The sequence below is a fragment of the Pantoea sp. B566 genome, assembly GCF_024793925.1.
In the GTDB taxonomy this organism is placed as follows: domain Bacteria; phylum Pseudomonadota; class Gammaproteobacteria; order Enterobacterales; family Enterobacteriaceae; genus Pantoea; species Pantoea ananatis.
The window spans coordinates 253,676-268,540 of sequence record NZ_JANUQL010000003.1 but is presented as its reverse complement, the minus strand read 5'-3'; the positions used below and the strand labels follow the sequence as shown (position 1 = coordinate 268,540).

12 protein-coding genes are annotated in these 14,865 nt (G+C 46.4%); 2 read left to right on the top strand and 10 right to left on the bottom strand.

The genetic code is table 11. From position 1 onward, the window contains the following. Positions 1–71 precede the first annotated feature (71 nt). The 6 genes from NYE92_RS03000 to NYE92_RS02975 form a co-directional block, all read right to left on the bottom strand. Entirely contained in the window at positions 72–965 is an 894-nt protein-coding gene (locus NYE92_RS03000; protein WP_259018495.1) for an N-acetylmuramoyl-L-alanine amidase, read from the bottom strand. Next, positions 966–1,241, bottom strand: coding sequence for a helix-turn-helix transcriptional regulator (locus tag NYE92_RS02995; protein ID WP_022622731.1), 276 nt, complete (start codon positions 1,239–1,241; stop codon positions 966–968). It abuts the gene before it with no gap. Between the two features lie 684 nt (positions 1,242–1,925). After that, entirely contained in the window at positions 1,926–2,174 is a 249-nt protein-coding gene (locus tag NYE92_RS02990) for a helix-turn-helix domain-containing protein (protein ID WP_013025676.1), read from the bottom strand. A 51-nt stretch (positions 2,175–2,225) separates the two neighbouring features. Next, positions 2,226–2,930 (bottom strand): fimbria/pilus periplasmic chaperone, encoded by a 705-nt coding sequence (locus NYE92_RS02985; protein ID WP_013025675.1) that lies wholly within the window; start codon positions 2,928–2,930, stop codon positions 2,226–2,228. After that, complete coding sequence (locus tag NYE92_RS02980; RefSeq protein WP_259018494.1) at positions 2,902–5,262, bottom strand: fimbrial biogenesis outer membrane usher protein; 2,361 nt, start codon at positions 5,260–5,262, stop codon at positions 2,902–2,904. The genes NYE92_RS02985 and NYE92_RS02980 overlap by 29 nt, the downstream gene beginning before the upstream one ends. A 55-nt stretch (positions 5,263–5,317) precedes the next feature. Then, positions 5,318–6,004, bottom strand: a complete 687-nt coding sequence (locus NYE92_RS02975) for a DUF1120 domain-containing protein (protein ID WP_231858583.1) — start codon at positions 6,002–6,004, stop codon at positions 5,318–5,320. Between the two features lie 1,764 nt (positions 6,005–7,768). Here NYE92_RS02975 and NYE92_RS02970 point away from each other — a divergent pair. Together NYE92_RS02970 and NYE92_RS02965 are read left to right on the top strand one after the other, a co-directional pair. After that, positions 7,769–8,674, top strand: a complete 906-nt coding sequence (locus NYE92_RS02970) for a winged helix-turn-helix domain-containing protein (RefSeq protein WP_014593630.1) — start codon at positions 7,769–7,771, stop codon at positions 8,672–8,674. Then, the gene (locus NYE92_RS02965) at positions 8,667–9,125 is read left to right on the top strand and encodes a hypothetical protein (RefSeq protein ID WP_309600955.1); all 459 of its coding nucleotides are present in this window, start codon (positions 8,667–8,669) and stop codon (positions 9,123–9,125) included. Before NYE92_RS02970 ends, NYE92_RS02965 begins: the two co-directional genes overlap by 8 nt. A gap of 84 nt (positions 9,126–9,209) precedes the next feature. Here the strand turns inward: NYE92_RS02965 and NYE92_RS02960 are convergent, their stop codons facing one another. The 4 genes from NYE92_RS02960 to NYE92_RS02945 form a co-directional block, all read right to left on the bottom strand. Further along, on the bottom strand, positions 9,210–10,790 hold the full coding sequence (locus NYE92_RS02960) for a sensor domain-containing diguanylate cyclase (protein WP_110015091.1): 1,581 nt from the start codon (positions 10,788–10,790) through the stop codon (positions 9,210–9,212). A gap of 526 nt (positions 10,791–11,316) precedes the next feature. Further along, the gene (gene yjfF, locus NYE92_RS02955) at positions 11,317–12,303 is read right to left on the bottom strand and encodes a galactofuranose ABC transporter, permease protein YjfF (RefSeq protein WP_014605917.1); all 987 of its coding nucleotides are present in this window, start codon (positions 12,301–12,303) and stop codon (positions 11,317–11,319) included. Beyond that, the gene (ytfT, locus tag NYE92_RS02950; protein ID WP_014593626.1) at positions 12,300–13,316 is read right to left on the bottom strand and encodes a galactofuranose ABC transporter, ATP-binding protein YtfT; all 1,017 of its coding nucleotides are present in this window, start codon (positions 13,314–13,316) and stop codon (positions 12,300–12,302) included. The genes yjfF and ytfT overlap by 4 nt, the downstream gene beginning before the upstream one ends. Further along, positions 13,309–14,829 (bottom strand): sugar ABC transporter ATP-binding protein, encoded by a 1,521-nt coding sequence (locus tag NYE92_RS02945; RefSeq protein ID WP_014605918.1) that lies wholly within the window; start codon positions 14,827–14,829, stop codon positions 13,309–13,311. Before NYE92_RS02945 ends, ytfT begins: the two co-directional genes overlap by 8 nt. Positions 14,830–14,865 lie beyond the last annotated feature (36 nt).

The window sequence follows — 14,865 nt, the reverse complement described above, 5'->3', positions numbered from 1 at the left end:
CCTCTGCGTGACTGGCGTCCGTAACAGCCCGATGCTCAAAGTCGCTGCCTGGCCTTGAGTTGATGATCCCTTCAATCAATGGCCTTTGGGTGATACTGTTCGTTAAGCGCCTGAGCAATTGCCTCTGTTTCCGCATCAGGTATGCCGTTATCAAGCGCCGGTCTGAAGTGCATTTGAAACGCCTGAATGGTTTTTATAGTCTCCTCGTCCAGCACACCCGTTTGTGGAATAGCATCATATCCATAGGTTTTAAGTAGCACCTGCATTTTATGAACATTCACAGGTGCGGTTGGCAGACGACCGTTGAGATATTTTTTTATTTTCTCTGCTTCCGGCCAGGCCCCGATCCCCTGAGCAGCCAGTTGTTTCCAGGGAAACAGCTTACCGGGGTCTTGTTTTCGCAGGGGGGCGATATCACTATGACCGACTACGTTATCAGGGGTAATATTATAACGCTGGATAATGCGCCTGGACAACCCGACAAGCGCCTTGATTTGTTTTTCATCGTAGGGATACCAGGTTTTATGTCCCAACATATTTTCTGAAAAACCACGATTAACAATCTCAATACCGACAGAAGAATCATTGAGATTGACACGCCCATTCCAGTTACTGACACCGGCGTGCCAGGCGCGCTTATCTTCATGGACCAGTTGATAGATGAGGGGGTTATCTGCTGTATTGTCAGGCGACTCAGGAATAAGGTAATGGGCGCTGACATTATTACCTGTAAGAAGTTTTAACGATGTCGCGTTATCAGCGGCCGTGTAATGAAAAACCAGGAAACGAATACGTTCGTTTTGGGCGAGTGAAGAATAATCATGGCTCAGCGTATAGTCTTGCCTGTTTGCTTTTGACGAAATGCTAGGGCTACAACCTGTAAGTGATAACAGTAAAAACAGGCTGGTAAGGATGCATCTTGCATTCTTTTTAATTCCCATATCAATTAAATCCTTTTGCAACATTTACTTTATCCTGATCGCTCTTCTATTCTGACGGAGGATAGAAAATTCAATCTCGCTCCTCTGATAAGAAAGCCTGTTTTCCAAAAACCACATAATGAATTCATTATCATTCTTCACGCCGATTTTTTTCATCACTCTCCGTTTATAATAACTGACTGCTTTCTCCGGCAGATTCATCCATTCGGCTATTTGCCTTACTGTCATCCCGGTCATAAAAAACCAGGTAACCGCTACTTCATTTTCAGTAAATGTCAGACAACGTTTTGCATTATCCATAAAAGTCACAACCCCTCCACTGGAGCAATAATTTTTTATCTCTCCACAAATAACCAAAAAATATTTAATTAACAATCAACTTCAAATCCCAACCTGTCATTCATCATCCCAACGCCATATAAAAATGCCACCTTCCCTAACCTGGTGGCATTCAGTGAACGACTAGCTAAGATAATTCCGGATTGTACGTACCGGATTAACATGCCTCCCTCAACCCGGCATCATAATTTCTAAAAACGCCGCATTTAATTGATAGAAACCCTAAGCACGAAGCCACACAGAACAGATTTCCATTCTCAGAATATTGGATGTACTGTTTTTTATTCGCCTCTCGCTATTTTCATATTCAATAAAGCGTTCAGCTCAGAACATTGAGATAACAATTTTAGGACGTTACACAACCAGAAAGGGTATTATCTGCGCCTGTCTGTAACTCATCCCCGCCAGTTACAGAAAGGCGCAGAATCCTCCGGCAATATCTTTCCCCCCTACAGCGGCCAAAAGCCCCCTTTTCCTCGCAACGTTTTGCCAGCACCGCCTCCAACGCCATAAACCTTCCCTGCACCTGCCCACTTACATTGCGGAGAGGAAGGCATATCGCCGGCACAGTGCCGAGAGCGTTCGCCAAAATATTCAAACCACGTACACCCGTTGGTTATTAATTGGATGAATCCTCGTTTTGCACTAACCCTCCCTCTCCTCAAGACTAAAAGAGGGACGGTTGGCGATGAACCAGAGAATAAGTTCCTTATTGTTTTTCACACCTAATTTACGCATCACCCTGCGTTTGTGGTAACGAATTTTCAGCACATCCATGCCTGTCCGGCACGCAATCTGCTGTAATTTCATTCCGGTCATGTAAAACCCTATTACGGCAATTTCTTTGTCCGTTAAAAAAACATTTTCTCCATGTTTCCCGATAACCCTAAGCACATGTTATCTCCATAGCGAATCAGTAAACCTCAAAGGCGCGCCTGCAATAAACTACAGGGTGACTTTGTTTGTTTTTAACTGATAATTATAATCACTGACGCTGGTGATGCTCAGATGCATACCCTTTGAAAGTGGATGAGAAGGTGTAGCGCACAACGTCTCCTGCGGAAGAACATAAGGCTTCGTAAAAGTGATTTTCGATCCGCCTTCATCTGTATTAACCAAAGGTGAGAAACGGAACACTTTAGCGCTGGGATTACTTATACAGAGATCGCCGCGGACTAACTGATATTGTACGCGCTGCCACATATCTTTTTGCTCGATATCTTTTCTGACGTTAACTACGACCGGCAGATCTTGCCCAATGAGAATTTTCACCTTTCCATCGCTGACCTCATCCTTAGGTGGTAATCCTGTAAATACGACGCGCGCGATATGCTCTTTTACATCCGGCGTATTGGTACGGTAAATTACCCGAATGCTCTGGATGTCGCCTGGACCTATTACAATAGCCTGAGGTTCAGTATACAGTGTGCCACCGGCAAGATTATCGTCTGGTAGACGCCGGATTTTGCTGTAAAGCAGCACACTTTTATCGCCATTATTCTTAATATCAATAGTCGACTCCTGCTTACCTGACTCGATCAACACCGCTGATGATGAAGGTAGAATTTCGGCACTGGCATCATGAATAAGACCTGTAAATATGAAAACACTCATAGAAACGTTACGAAGCATGGCAGTTGAAAATAACATTTTTAATACTCTCCTGTTGATTCAGACGACGAGATGAAAGTTTACATTGCATATTTAAATGCGTAGGTGACGACATACCTTCTGATTCCAGCTTTCCGATATCTTTTTCATCGATTAAAAGAATATCTTTGTCGATGAAACGGGCAATTAATTTTCCAGAACCGTCATAAAAAAGATCACTCTGATGAATGTCAGAAGGTTTGTGGCTCCATTTCAACAGCATTGAACGGTTATCCGCTATGCCAAATTTAAAGAACGGCACCGATCCGCGAACAGCTGAAAAATCTCTGACGTTGTTTTTAATGATTACACCTGATGGCAGACCTTCCGGGCTAACGCGAATAAAATCATTTCGTCCTTCAGCGACAGGCGTAATTATGGCTTTTCCATCATGATTGGTGACCGCACTACTTTGTAATGAGGCGACATCAAGATAATGATGGACGCCTGTGTCGACCACCGCCCAGGTATTGCCAATACGGTTTGGTGAGAAAATAACGCCTTCTTTACTAATGGCAACAGCACCGGATAAATATGCCGCGGTGGTCTGCGATACGCCTCCGGCATCTCGTCCCTGGGAGAGCGAGACATCCGCAGTGGTGTAAGGTGTAATGACGGCATTATCCAGCGAGTAGCTTTCTGAACGACCCGCGCCCGACGTATGCATCTGGCTGGCAGTCACGGTATAGTTTTTAGATACCGGCGCACTGAGCGAATTCGACAGGCGCGCTCTGTTACCGTACGTGTAATACTGACTTCGCCAGTTAGCGCTGTGTTTGTTGAAACTTAGTGGAAGGCTCAAGAAAAGATTGAGGCTGATCTTATCTTTTTGCGTTTGTCCGGGGCTTAATGACATGTAGGAGACACCTACGCCCAACGAAGCTTTTCCCACAGGTAAGTTCAGACTGCCTGACAATGAATTGAAACCAGGCGCATCGTAGAAACGATAATGTGTTAACGAGATACTTCCTGTCACGCCATAGGAAAACTGCTGCGTCTGCGTTAAACCAATGCTGCTCCGCTGTGCATTGTAATTCCCGAGTCGTGCCTGGCCAATATAGCTAAAATGCCGGCTGTTACGACTAAAATTAAGGCTGGTATTTTTATAGCTGCCTGAAACATCCAAACTCAGGCCCTTCTGGTTTTTCTCATTTTGTACGCTTGTCAGGCTGGAGCGAAAGCGAAAATCTTTTTCGAAAGCCGTATTGCTAACCGTAAGCCCGCGATAGCCTGACGCAGTGACCATAGCGACCGATGGGGCGAAGATTGAATTTAGCGTTCTGGAGAAACCGGCGCCGCTTACCGTGCTTCTGCTGCCGCTAACGGTACGTCCCGTAAAAGCATAATAGCCCGCGTTACCATCCTGGTCAGAGGTGATTTGCGCGCGTGAGATGATGCGCGAGTCAACGATCTGCCCGTCTCGCTTAACCAATACCCTGACGTCATCACTAAAGCCAGCTACCGGAATATTACGCAGTTCCGCATGGCCTTTCTGAATGATTTGTTTCCAGAGAAGCAAGTTATTTTGCCAGAACTCGACAGTCAGCGTTTCTGCAGCTTCATAATTAAAGTTCACAAATGCCGTCGCGTTGCCGTTGGCGGAGGAGATGATGGCACCATCAATATAGCCAGTGCCAAACCCACCATCGCTAACGATTGTTCGTCCTGCGCGGACGCGAACATTTTGATAGTCTCGCTCAATATAGCCATCACGTATCGTGTTAACCGCCGTACGTGCGTTACGGCTGCTAAAGGAACTGTAGTAACCATGTGAGCGAATAATCGTATTGTTCATATTAATTCCGGCTTCATAATCTGTATTGATACTGTTGAGGGAGGTTTCTCCTCCTGAAAAGCGATAGGCATAGGTATTGTAATTTATAAATGCCCCGTTCCCGCCACTCAACCTTTGCTTCCCCTCTGGATTAATCAGATATTTTACAGGGACTAATAACCGTAAGGTATTATTAGCCCGATCAAATTTAGCCTGAATCTGTTTATCCAGATAAAAATATTTACTGCCATTTCTGGCTTTGTAGGGCGACCATGCTAACGCTTTTATTCCTGCTTTTAATTTTATGTCTTCCGAATAAACCGCTGCATTTTTAACCGAAAAAACCCTTCCTGATAAAATATATTTTCCATTGATGTAAATATCAGATTCCGTTTCTCGCTCTGGCATTACATGCTGATTAAGTGCATTATCAAGCTGCGCAGAAGTGATACCATTCGCAGCCATCAAATTAGAATCAAAATGTAGCGTTTCACTCCGCACTGGTGCTATAAAAATTAAAAAGAAAATAACAGTAACAACATAATATATTTTTTGCATGTCAAAATCAGGCACCTCATAGGGAGATGCCTGCTGTCGCTCTCAAAAAAATAAATTAGAAATAACGTACGTTAATCTGTGCAGTACCCTGCCAGTCAACCTGTTGTGCATTGGTTATCATATTTCCGGCGTTTAATTGCGGTTCGATGTCAAACACCCATGAAATAACTTTCCCTGAGGCTGGTGCACTGGTCGTTTCATCCCATGGTGTCCAGTCTTCCGTTTTCTTATAACTCCAATTGGCATTTAACACACGACCAAACGCAGTACCACTGTGCGAACCACTATTCTGGTAACCGAAAGAGGTCGTATTGGTCACGCCGTCTACCGTTGATGAAACAGGGCTGATGGTAAAATTCCCCAATTTATTTCCCGTTACCGGATCCATCCCTAAACCAAAAATACGCGTACTATCTGCATGCCCACTTCTGTTATTGGTATTCACACCCACCATAGCACTGCTTTCATTGGGGTCGGTCGCCCAGAATGCCACTTTCTGCGCTGAGGGACAACTTACCTGTAATGTCACTTGTTTCGCTGCAAAGGTATTGACCGCGGTTTGATTAAGATCTTCGTGCTGAGTAATCCCCCAGTCAAGAGCCTCACCGCCTACAACATTTGCTGTACAGGCGTTCGGCGCAATGATGCCATGAACATTAATGTCGGTTCCCGCCATGGCTGAATGGCAAAATAATGCACTGGTGGTGAAACTCAACGCTAATACTGTTTTATTAAAAGACACGTTATTCTTCCTTATCTCTGTATAAAAAAATCGACACAAGCCGCTCAGGCTTAATGCGGTGAGAAATATAACGTTAAACATTGAAATCGCCATATGAATTAATCTCTTTTTTTATAAAATAATCTTTTGTTTTTTATTGTTAAAAATCAATAAGATAGACACATACCCTATGCCAAATTTAAAGCAATGTTTTTTTGATTGATTTATAAATAAATTCAGAAAAGAACATACACATCAACTCCCAATATTTACTTATCACTGCGTGAAAACCCGTCTTTTAAAGATTGCAATGGACACCTGCCGGATTAGCCTGCCCTCTCCAGTTCCTTTTCATACTTTTTTCTGTGTCGAAGCGTCAGTACACACAACGCCATGCCGTCACATCTGATTGACGCTGTTTCATTGCCCTACTAATCACGTTTAAAATAGACAAACGTTCAGCCTGACGCTGTCGTTAGTCACTCAACCTGAATGCATTACTTAAGATGTTTCATTCCTGACCATTTTCATTCCTTTAGTTCATTACTGGTTTACATTGACTCACAGCCATATCTTTTAGTCAGATAGTCGTACCAGAAAAGCTTACCGTTTTATCCTACCTTCCCGTTAAATCAGCAATATGTTTGAAAAAGAAAGTGCGGTGCAAACCGTGACGCTCTTAGAACATTGGGCCTCAGGCCTGGGTAGCGCACTTTTCGATACTTAACGTCAGGAGATCAGGAAACGACAGACATTCTGTCAGGTCGATGAGAGTGGTGTTTGTTACAGCGGGATATTGATTACATGATGTCTACGATGCGTTGCTAAGCCATAATGTCGCAGGTATGGATAAATACAGCATGACACAGGTAAGTGAGGACAGTTAAAAACATCATCAACGCCCCATTGAAATGCAATACCTTAACGTTAAACGAAGCAACCTAAGATTCTGTGATGCCCACCTGGAATTCTCGCGTGATTTACTTAAACAACGGCTGATGCGTGATCTCAGGCTGCAGTGACGATGAGTATCATTGAGGTAGAGGTTCTTTGAAAATGGAGGGTGTATTCGTTCCGCTCAGTCTGCAATCTGGGCTTAATCTGGTTGGTTTAACAACCCTGCACATTATTTTCTTGCAGATTTTATCCTCGCCCAACCCCCCTGGTCGCATGATGTCTGTCTGCGCGACCTGAGGATTGCGCGCATGCAGCTACGCCTACCTCTGATGTGGATAGCGCTGACGGCTTATTAAAGTATGTATGTGCGTTTTTCATATGAGTGCGTATGCTGACAACAACGTCTGTTTTGAATGATGCAGTGAACGGCAGCAAGCGCGTCAACCAATGAGAGTTCAAATGAATCTGACACCTGCCGTTGACCAGAACGCCTGACTGACAGGGCAAATGAGAATGTATATAATTACTATTAGAGAAATTTTTGAGAAGTTAATTGCGCGTTTTAACATCGTTATCTGCTGTCTTTCGCGTGCGACAGCGGGCTACATAAGAAGCCTAAACCCGCTTCAGGTTCCCTCTAAAAACATTACTATTTTTTATTAAATTAAATTTAAAATTATAAACAATAAAATCAATTACTTACAACTTAAATCATGTATTTTATATTCCACTTAAATTAAAAAAGCCAAAGGCATGCAAATAAAACTCTTTTATTTAATTTGATTTGGAAATTATTCAGCACTATGCTGATGTCGATTCAGATAACAAATTTTTATCTATTAATTCCTTTCAATAGATGGGTATTCATGTCCATTTCTTTTGGTACAGATGGAGAGCACTTTGAGCCGAAAGATTACACTTAATCACTTTCTGGTTTTTGAACCCGAGAAAAAAAGAATTACTGGCAGAGGCAATCCGGCGATCATTAGTGCTTCAGCATCACTATGCTTCGAGTTGCTCATTGAAAATGTCGGTGAGTTAGTCACTCATCAACAGTTTTTTGACTATGCATGGCGTCGTTTTGGCATGGAGCCGACCTCTACGTCCCTCTATCAGAATATATCCAGCCTCAGGCGCGCACTGAGTAAAGCCGGACTGCAGGAAGACATCATTCGAACGATGCCCCGGCGTGGTTTTATTCTGTCACCACAAACCGTGGTGATGAAAGAAAATACCGTTACAGCCTCTTCAGCAACTGTCTTGAGTGAGAAAAATTATGAACCTCTTTCGTCAGAAGAAAACACAGAATCGCACGAGGGAGCATCTCCAGCCGTGTTACAGCACGCAGATGTCGAGGATGATAAAGATGATAAGACGGTTTTACCCTCAACACGTCAACGTGATCACTCGCCATGGCTACCCACAACAGAAATGTTGTTAGCACGACTCTCTTTTAAAAATGTGTTTTTTACCGCCATCACTTTCGTTTCTTTTTGCTGTATTTTTATTTTTATCAAAGTCGAACCGCAATCGGCAGAGCCCGTTTTCGCTCACAGCATGGACTATAAAGGCTGCGTGATTTTTAATAACTCAGACGCCTGGCTCAATAGCGCTGAGTTAAAAAAACGCGTAGATGATTTGGATATCAATTGTAAAGACAGTCAATATATCTATATGACATCTTTTAAAAATGCTGACAGACTCTCTTACTTTCAATGCCAGCACCCCTTGCACGCTACAATTCGAGCAAACTGTCTCTCTCATTATTATGTTAAGAATTTCAATGATGAATAAAATTCTGGTTCTGACAGGGCTATGCTTTATCGCTCTTTTATTGTATCCATTTAGTGGAAACCGGGAACACCGTATATCATGTAAAGCGGATATTTCTTATCAGTGGCAAGATAGCACGCTAAATTTATTCATTTCTCAAAACATCCAGAATGGCAAAGGTATACTGGCTCTCTCTGGTACGCTTCATGAAAAAAATAAAGCCGATGGTTATTTAAGTAAAACCATATCTTTCTCCTATCGAGAACAGGGCTATTATTATCACATTAACTCAGATTTGGTCATCAACTCGCCACAAATGACCATGAGCGTTCAGGATCAAAGAAAATGGTTACCTGATTTCTTTATTGAAAAAGGGAAGCCTCTGCTGCTGAAAATCAGGCCTTACGGTGATAAAGCCTGGCTTTTTTACTCTGAGACTACGCCACTTTTCGTCTGTGAAAGAAGTAGTTAGCTTTTTTAACGATTTTTCACCCTTGTCCACTGCACGACGCTGAGATCTCAATGTTGATAATCTTGACGTCGTGCAGTGCATTTTTTACGACGAAATCAGTTTACTTCTGGCAGAAACAACTCTGTTTCGCCCCTCATGCTTTGCCTGGTACAACCATTGGTCAACGGAAAGCAATGTTTCCTCAATATCGTTGTTATGGTGAGCTAAACTCTCCACGCCAGCTGATATTGTCATTTTTCCTATTTCGCTAAATTGCGCACATGCGATATGTTCACGGATACGATTTGCAATAGATTCAGCCTCTGAGATTTGTGTATTCGGAAAGAAAACAACAAATTCTTCGCCACCAAACCGACAAACAATATCGTTAGTGCGGCAGCCTTTTTTTAAAAACATCGCGACGGCCACTAACGTTTTATCACCGATATCATGCCCATAGTGATCATTAATGCGCTTAAAGTAATCGATATCGAAAGAGGCAAGACTATGTTCGTTTTTAGCAGAGAGGTAAGGCGCGGTAAGTTGCTCAAATCCACGTCGGTTATACAGTTTGGTCAGATGATCGGTTATTGCATCATCTCGTAATATGGCCAACGTTTTATTAATTGTGTTCGAATAAGCCAAAAAAGATTTTTTCAGCCTGTCAGATTCTTTATACCACGTTTTTATATCCTTTATTTTGGGAGGCAAATCCTTCGTTGTAGTAGACCGGGTCAGGCCAGCGAGTCTTTCGAGCGGTTTGGAAATCTGCGTGGAAACAAAGATGCTCACACCGACCAATAGCAATGCTATCACCAGTCCATAAACCAACACATCTTTAGCGATAAGCGTGAGTGTCGTGGTGACCACGTCAGGCGAAACGCATACGAATACGTGCCAGTTGGTTTTGATAACGTCTGAATAGCCTAACAGGCAGTCACGCTGTTCTAACGTTGTCTTTAATCCACCGCTGCTGGCCTGATTCAGGTGTGTGGTCAGGCTGCCAGGCAAAGGATTGTTTTTTCCTGTCAGCGTCTCATCAGGTGAATAAATGACTTCTCCAGTATCTGAAACAATGCTGATCGTTGTTTTATCAGTGTAAAAATGATGACTCATGAGGCGGCTTAAAATACTTTTTCTTTTCAGGTAGATAGATCCTGCAATATAACCCAGATACGCCCCCGAAGAGGAATAGACCGGGTTCGACAAGAAAATGAGATAGTTACCTGTGTAAGGCGTAAGGGGTTCTGATACGAACGCTCCCTTTTTAACCGCCATCAACTGCTCAGGGGCAACATTTAAAGACGTACCAACAGGCAGTAAACCTGGTGGAGAGGATACCGCAACGTAACCGTCTGGGGTTAGCATCACGACTGAACTGAACATATCCGATTGCAGTCTTAATCTGTCAGCTTCTTGCTGTAATGCCTGTTTGTCATCAAAACGTTTAATCTGAGTGGCACTGTATGCAAGCTCTTTTTGTGCCGTTCTGAATGTGCTGTCGGTCATATCAGCAAGCTTACGGGCATAGGCGGTGTTAGATTCAATGATTCTTTTTTCAGTCAGAACCTTAAGAACAACGCCCACCACCAATATCAGCATGAGTGCAGTAATCACTATGCAACCAACAGAATGCAGGCACAGAAGCCCTTTTAACGAGGGTTTATAGGTTTTATTCATTCCCACAGCAGGTCTCTGTTATTTGCCATCATTATTTCAAAGATATTAGCACTGCCTGGAAAAAACAAAGCGTTTCACGGCTAAACGTCACCCTCTTACTCTCGCTAATCAGCGACATCGCGCTGATAAAGGCGTAAATCCAGCGCTTGCCAGACTGGCAATCCGGTGACGCAGTTATACCGCTGGCACCCTCTTCTCCATCATTAACCTTATTCTGCCGTGAAAAAAGAGGCGGGCCGTCGTTAACGTCTTCTGAAACAGGCCAAATACGTACAGGACAGGCATTCATTGCAAATGCGTTATGACCTGCTAGCAATAATAAACCGACATAACGCAGAGGGAATGGACATGCTTTATCCGTGATTGAGAAAGCATGCAGGCTGGCATGATGTGATACAACGCATGCACCCGCACGATGAATAATCCCTGTTCAGGCAATGCTTATTCATTCACGCTCTCTCACCTACCATTACCGATTATGGGTTGCGCCACCTGCTACTTAAAAAAGCGGCGCATCAGCGCCGCCCTTAGCTTATTGAATCAGCCGTTTCACCGGCGCGTTCCGTTGACGATCCCACATTACCGTTAGCAGGCGCTGTAACGCGATAAACGCAAACAGCAGAATGCCAATAGCAATCTTGGTCCACCAGGAACTGAGCGTGCCGTCAAAGTTGATCCAGGTTTGAATAAGCCCCTGAATTAACACGCCGAACAAGGTGCCCAGCACCGTGCCTACGCCACCCGAGAGTAAGGTTCCGCCAATCACTACAGAGGCAATCGCATCCAGTTCCACGCCCAATCCAGCCAGGGCATAGCCCGCCGAGGTATAGATGGAAAACACAATGCCGGCCAGCGTCGCCAGGGTAGTCGACAGCATGTAGATCTTAATGGTGGTGGCGCGGGTTGAAACGCCCATGAGTTGCGCGGAGGTCAGGCTGCCGCCAATCGCATAAACCTGATTACCAAAGCGAGTGCGATGCGCCAGAATGATCCCGCCCGCCACCACCACCAGCATGATCAGCGCCAGCAAACTTAGCCGCCCGCCCCCCGGCACCTTCCATGCCATGCTGGACAGCGTGGCGTAAAGAGGATGATCGATCGGAATAGAATTCTCAGAGACCAGGTAACTGCAGCCGCGCAGAAAAAACATGCCCGCCAGGGTGATAATAAATGCGGGAATTTTCAGCGCATCAATCAGCCAGCCCATCATGGCACCAAACATCGCTCCCATACTCAGGATGAGGGCAAACGCCAGGACGGGGTTGAGGTGATAGTCACCGATAACCTTTGCCAAAAATACACCCGAAAACGCAATGACGGCCCCCACGGAAAGATCGATGCCGCCCGATAAAATCACAAAGGTCATACCGACAGCGATAATGCCGAGGAAGGCGTTATCCGTCAAAATGTTACAGATCACCCGCGTGGAAGCAAAGCCGGGAAACTGGCTCAGGCAAAACAGATAGCCCATGACGAACACCAGTAGGGTGATCATCAGAGGCAGATGACGTTTAATCATGATGGACGTCTCCGTTTAAACATCGCAATAAAGCGCGGGGATTGCAGAAGCAGAACGCACATGACCACTATAGCCTTCACCACCTGATTCAACTCTGGCGGAAAGCCAGAGAGTAGAATACCGGTGTTCATCGACTGAATAATCAGCGCACCTATCAATGACAGCACGATGTTAAACCGGCCGCCCATTAGGGACGCTCCGCCGATGACCACGGCGAGAATCGCATCCAGTTCCAGCCACAATCCGGCATTGTTAGCATCTGCGCCACGAATATCCGCCGCCACAATCAGGCCGGCTACCGCCGCGCAAAGGCCGCTGATGGCATAGGTGGACATCACCACCAGCCAGCCATTCACGCCTGCATTGCGCGCGGCGCGCAGGTTAATGCCCACGGCTTCGATAAACAGCCCCAGGGCGGTTTTACGCGCCAGTAGCCAGACCAGCAACGCAACCGCCACCGTGATCCAGACCGGCACCGGTAACAACCACAGCGCCCCATTCCCAAACCAGCCAAGGCTGTCATTATTAAAGGTTACGATTTGCCCCTGAGTAATAAGCTGAGCAATACCGCGTCCGGCGACCATTAAAATCAGCGTGGCAACAAACGGCTGGATACGGAGTAAGGCCACCAGAATGCCGTTCCATATGCCGCAGGCCAGACCGCTGGCCAGCGTCACCATAATGATAAAGGGTACACCGTGCCCGGCGACGGTCAGCGTAGCGGCGGTGGCGCCGGCAATCGCCATCACGGCGCCGACTGACAGGTCGATCCCGCCGGTGGCGATGACCAGCGTCATGCCGATGGCCAGTAAAGCAACGGGTGCGGCGCGGTTGATAATGTCGATCGGACTGCCAAACAGCCGTCCGTCCTGAAGATGAATCGCAAAGAAGTTATTCGCGACCAGGCTGTCAACTAACAGCACCAGCAACAGGGCAATAATCTGCGGCATGCCGGGCGGCAGCCTGAACTTGCGACGTTGAGGTTTGGTCGCGGTGACCGGGGATTCAAGCATGCTGCGTACCTCCGTCAGCAATAGCGTTAACGATTGCCGCCACTGAAAGCTGCTCCAGTGGAATTTCAGCCACCTGTTTCAGATCACGCATGATCAATACACGATCGGCGTAGCCGACCAGCTCTTCCAGCTCTGAAGAGATAACCAGCAGCGCCAGACCATCAGCACACAGCGACTCGATGAGGCGGATAATTTCCGCATGCGCGCCCACATCAATGCCGCGCGTCGGTTCATCCAGGATCAGGAACTGCGGTTTTGTCACCAGCCAGCGTGACAGCAGAACCTTTTGCTGATTGCCGCCCGATAACAGCTCAACGGGCTGCTCTGCATGCGGCGTGCGAATACCCAGACTTTTAATAAAACGTTCGGCAATCGCCTGCTGTTCCCGTTTTTTAATCGGCCGTAACCAGCCGCGCTGCGCCTGCAGGGCCAGAATAATATTTTCCCGCACCGAGGCCGCACCAATGATACCGTCGGTTTTGCGGTCTTCCGGACAGAACCCCATGCCCAGGCGTGAGGCCTGAGCAGGCGTGCGAATGTGTTCAACTTTGCCTTTGATTTTTGCCGTACCGCGATCGGCGCGACGAATACCAAATAACACTTCGGCCGTTTCAGTGCGTCCGGACCCCAACAGTCCGGCCAGCCCCACCACTTCGCCGGGCCTGACCTGCAGGCTGAAAGGCTCGATGGTGCCTTTCTTGCCGTAATCTTCAAAAGACACCACAGGCTGATTACTGCGTAGCGTGCTGCCCTGACGCTGCAGCGCGGTCGCCATCAGCTCACGGCCAATCATCAGTTTCACCAGTTCAATCTGCGGCAGCGTTGCCGTGTCATGCGTGGCGATGAATTTACCATTGCGCAGTACGGTGATGCGGTCGGTGATGCGATAAACCTGATCCAGAAAATGCGTGACGAAAATCAGGCTCATGCCGCGATTTTTCAGCTGCGTCATGAGGGTAAACAGCATTTCAACCTCGCTGGCATCCAGGCTGGCAGTAGGTTCATCCAGAATCAGGACCTGCGCAGAAAGATCGACAGCCCGGCAGATGGCAATGATCTGCTGCATGGCGACTGAATAGTGGCCAAGGGGCTGGGTGACATCAAGGGCAAAACCGTAATTACGCATCAGGGCATCGGCATCGCGAACCATGCGCTTACGATCGATCATGCCAAAACGACGCGGTTCACGCCCGATATACAGGTTATCTGCCACCGACATGTTGGGCAGCAGGTTAACTTCCTGATAAACCGTACCGATACCGATATCCTGGGCTTCGGCGGTGCTGTGCGGCGAAATCGCCTGGCCGTTTAGCGTTACGGTGCCGCTGTCCCGGGTGTAAACGCCGGTCAGGACTTTTATGAGTGTGGATTTTCCGGCGCCGTTTTCACCTAACAGCGCCATGATCTCGCCTTTACGCAGGCTGAAAGACACATCGTCCAGCGCTTTGACGCCGGGGAAGCCTTTACTGACGCCGCTGATGGCTAAAAGAGGTTGTTCGTTGTGTGTGGTCATGCTGTCAACTCCGCCCTACATCATGGAAAACCGCCC

What these genes read in the sequence shown, in the direction of transcription:
- yjfF (WP_014605917.1), bottom strand. Translation starts at nt 12,303, where the DNA reads ATGATTAAACGTCATCTGCCTCTGATGATCACCCTACTGGTGTTCGTC.
- NYE92_RS02970 (WP_014593630.1), top strand. Translation starts at nt 7,769, where the DNA reads ATGGAGAGCACTTTGAGCCGAAAGATTACACTTAATCACTTTCTGGTT.
- NYE92_RS02985 (WP_013025675.1), bottom strand. Translation starts at nt 2,930, where the DNA reads ATGTTATTTTCAACTGCCATGCTTCGTAACGTTTCTATGAGTGTTTTC.
- NYE92_RS02980 (WP_259018494.1), bottom strand. Translation starts at nt 5,262, where the DNA reads ATGCAAAAAATATATTATGTTGTTACTGTTATTTTCTTTTTAATTTTT.
- NYE92_RS02965 (WP_309600955.1), top strand. Translation starts at nt 8,667, where the DNA reads ATGAATAAAATTCTGGTTCTGACAGGGCTATGCTTTATCGCTCTTTTA.
- NYE92_RS02995 (WP_022622731.1), bottom strand. Translation starts at nt 1,241, where the DNA reads ATGGATAATGCAAAACGTTGTCTGACATTTACTGAAAATGAAGTAGCG.
- NYE92_RS02945 (WP_014605918.1), bottom strand. Translation starts at nt 14,829, where the DNA reads ATGACCACACACAACGAACAACCTCTTTTAGCCATCAGCGGCGTCAGT.
- ytfT (WP_014593626.1), bottom strand. Translation starts at nt 13,316, where the DNA reads ATGCTTGAATCCCCGGTCACCGCGACCAAACCTCAACGTCGCAAGTTC.
- NYE92_RS03000 (WP_259018495.1), bottom strand. Translation starts at nt 965, where the DNA reads ATGTTGCAAAAGGATTTAATTGATATGGGAATTAAAAAGAATGCAAGA.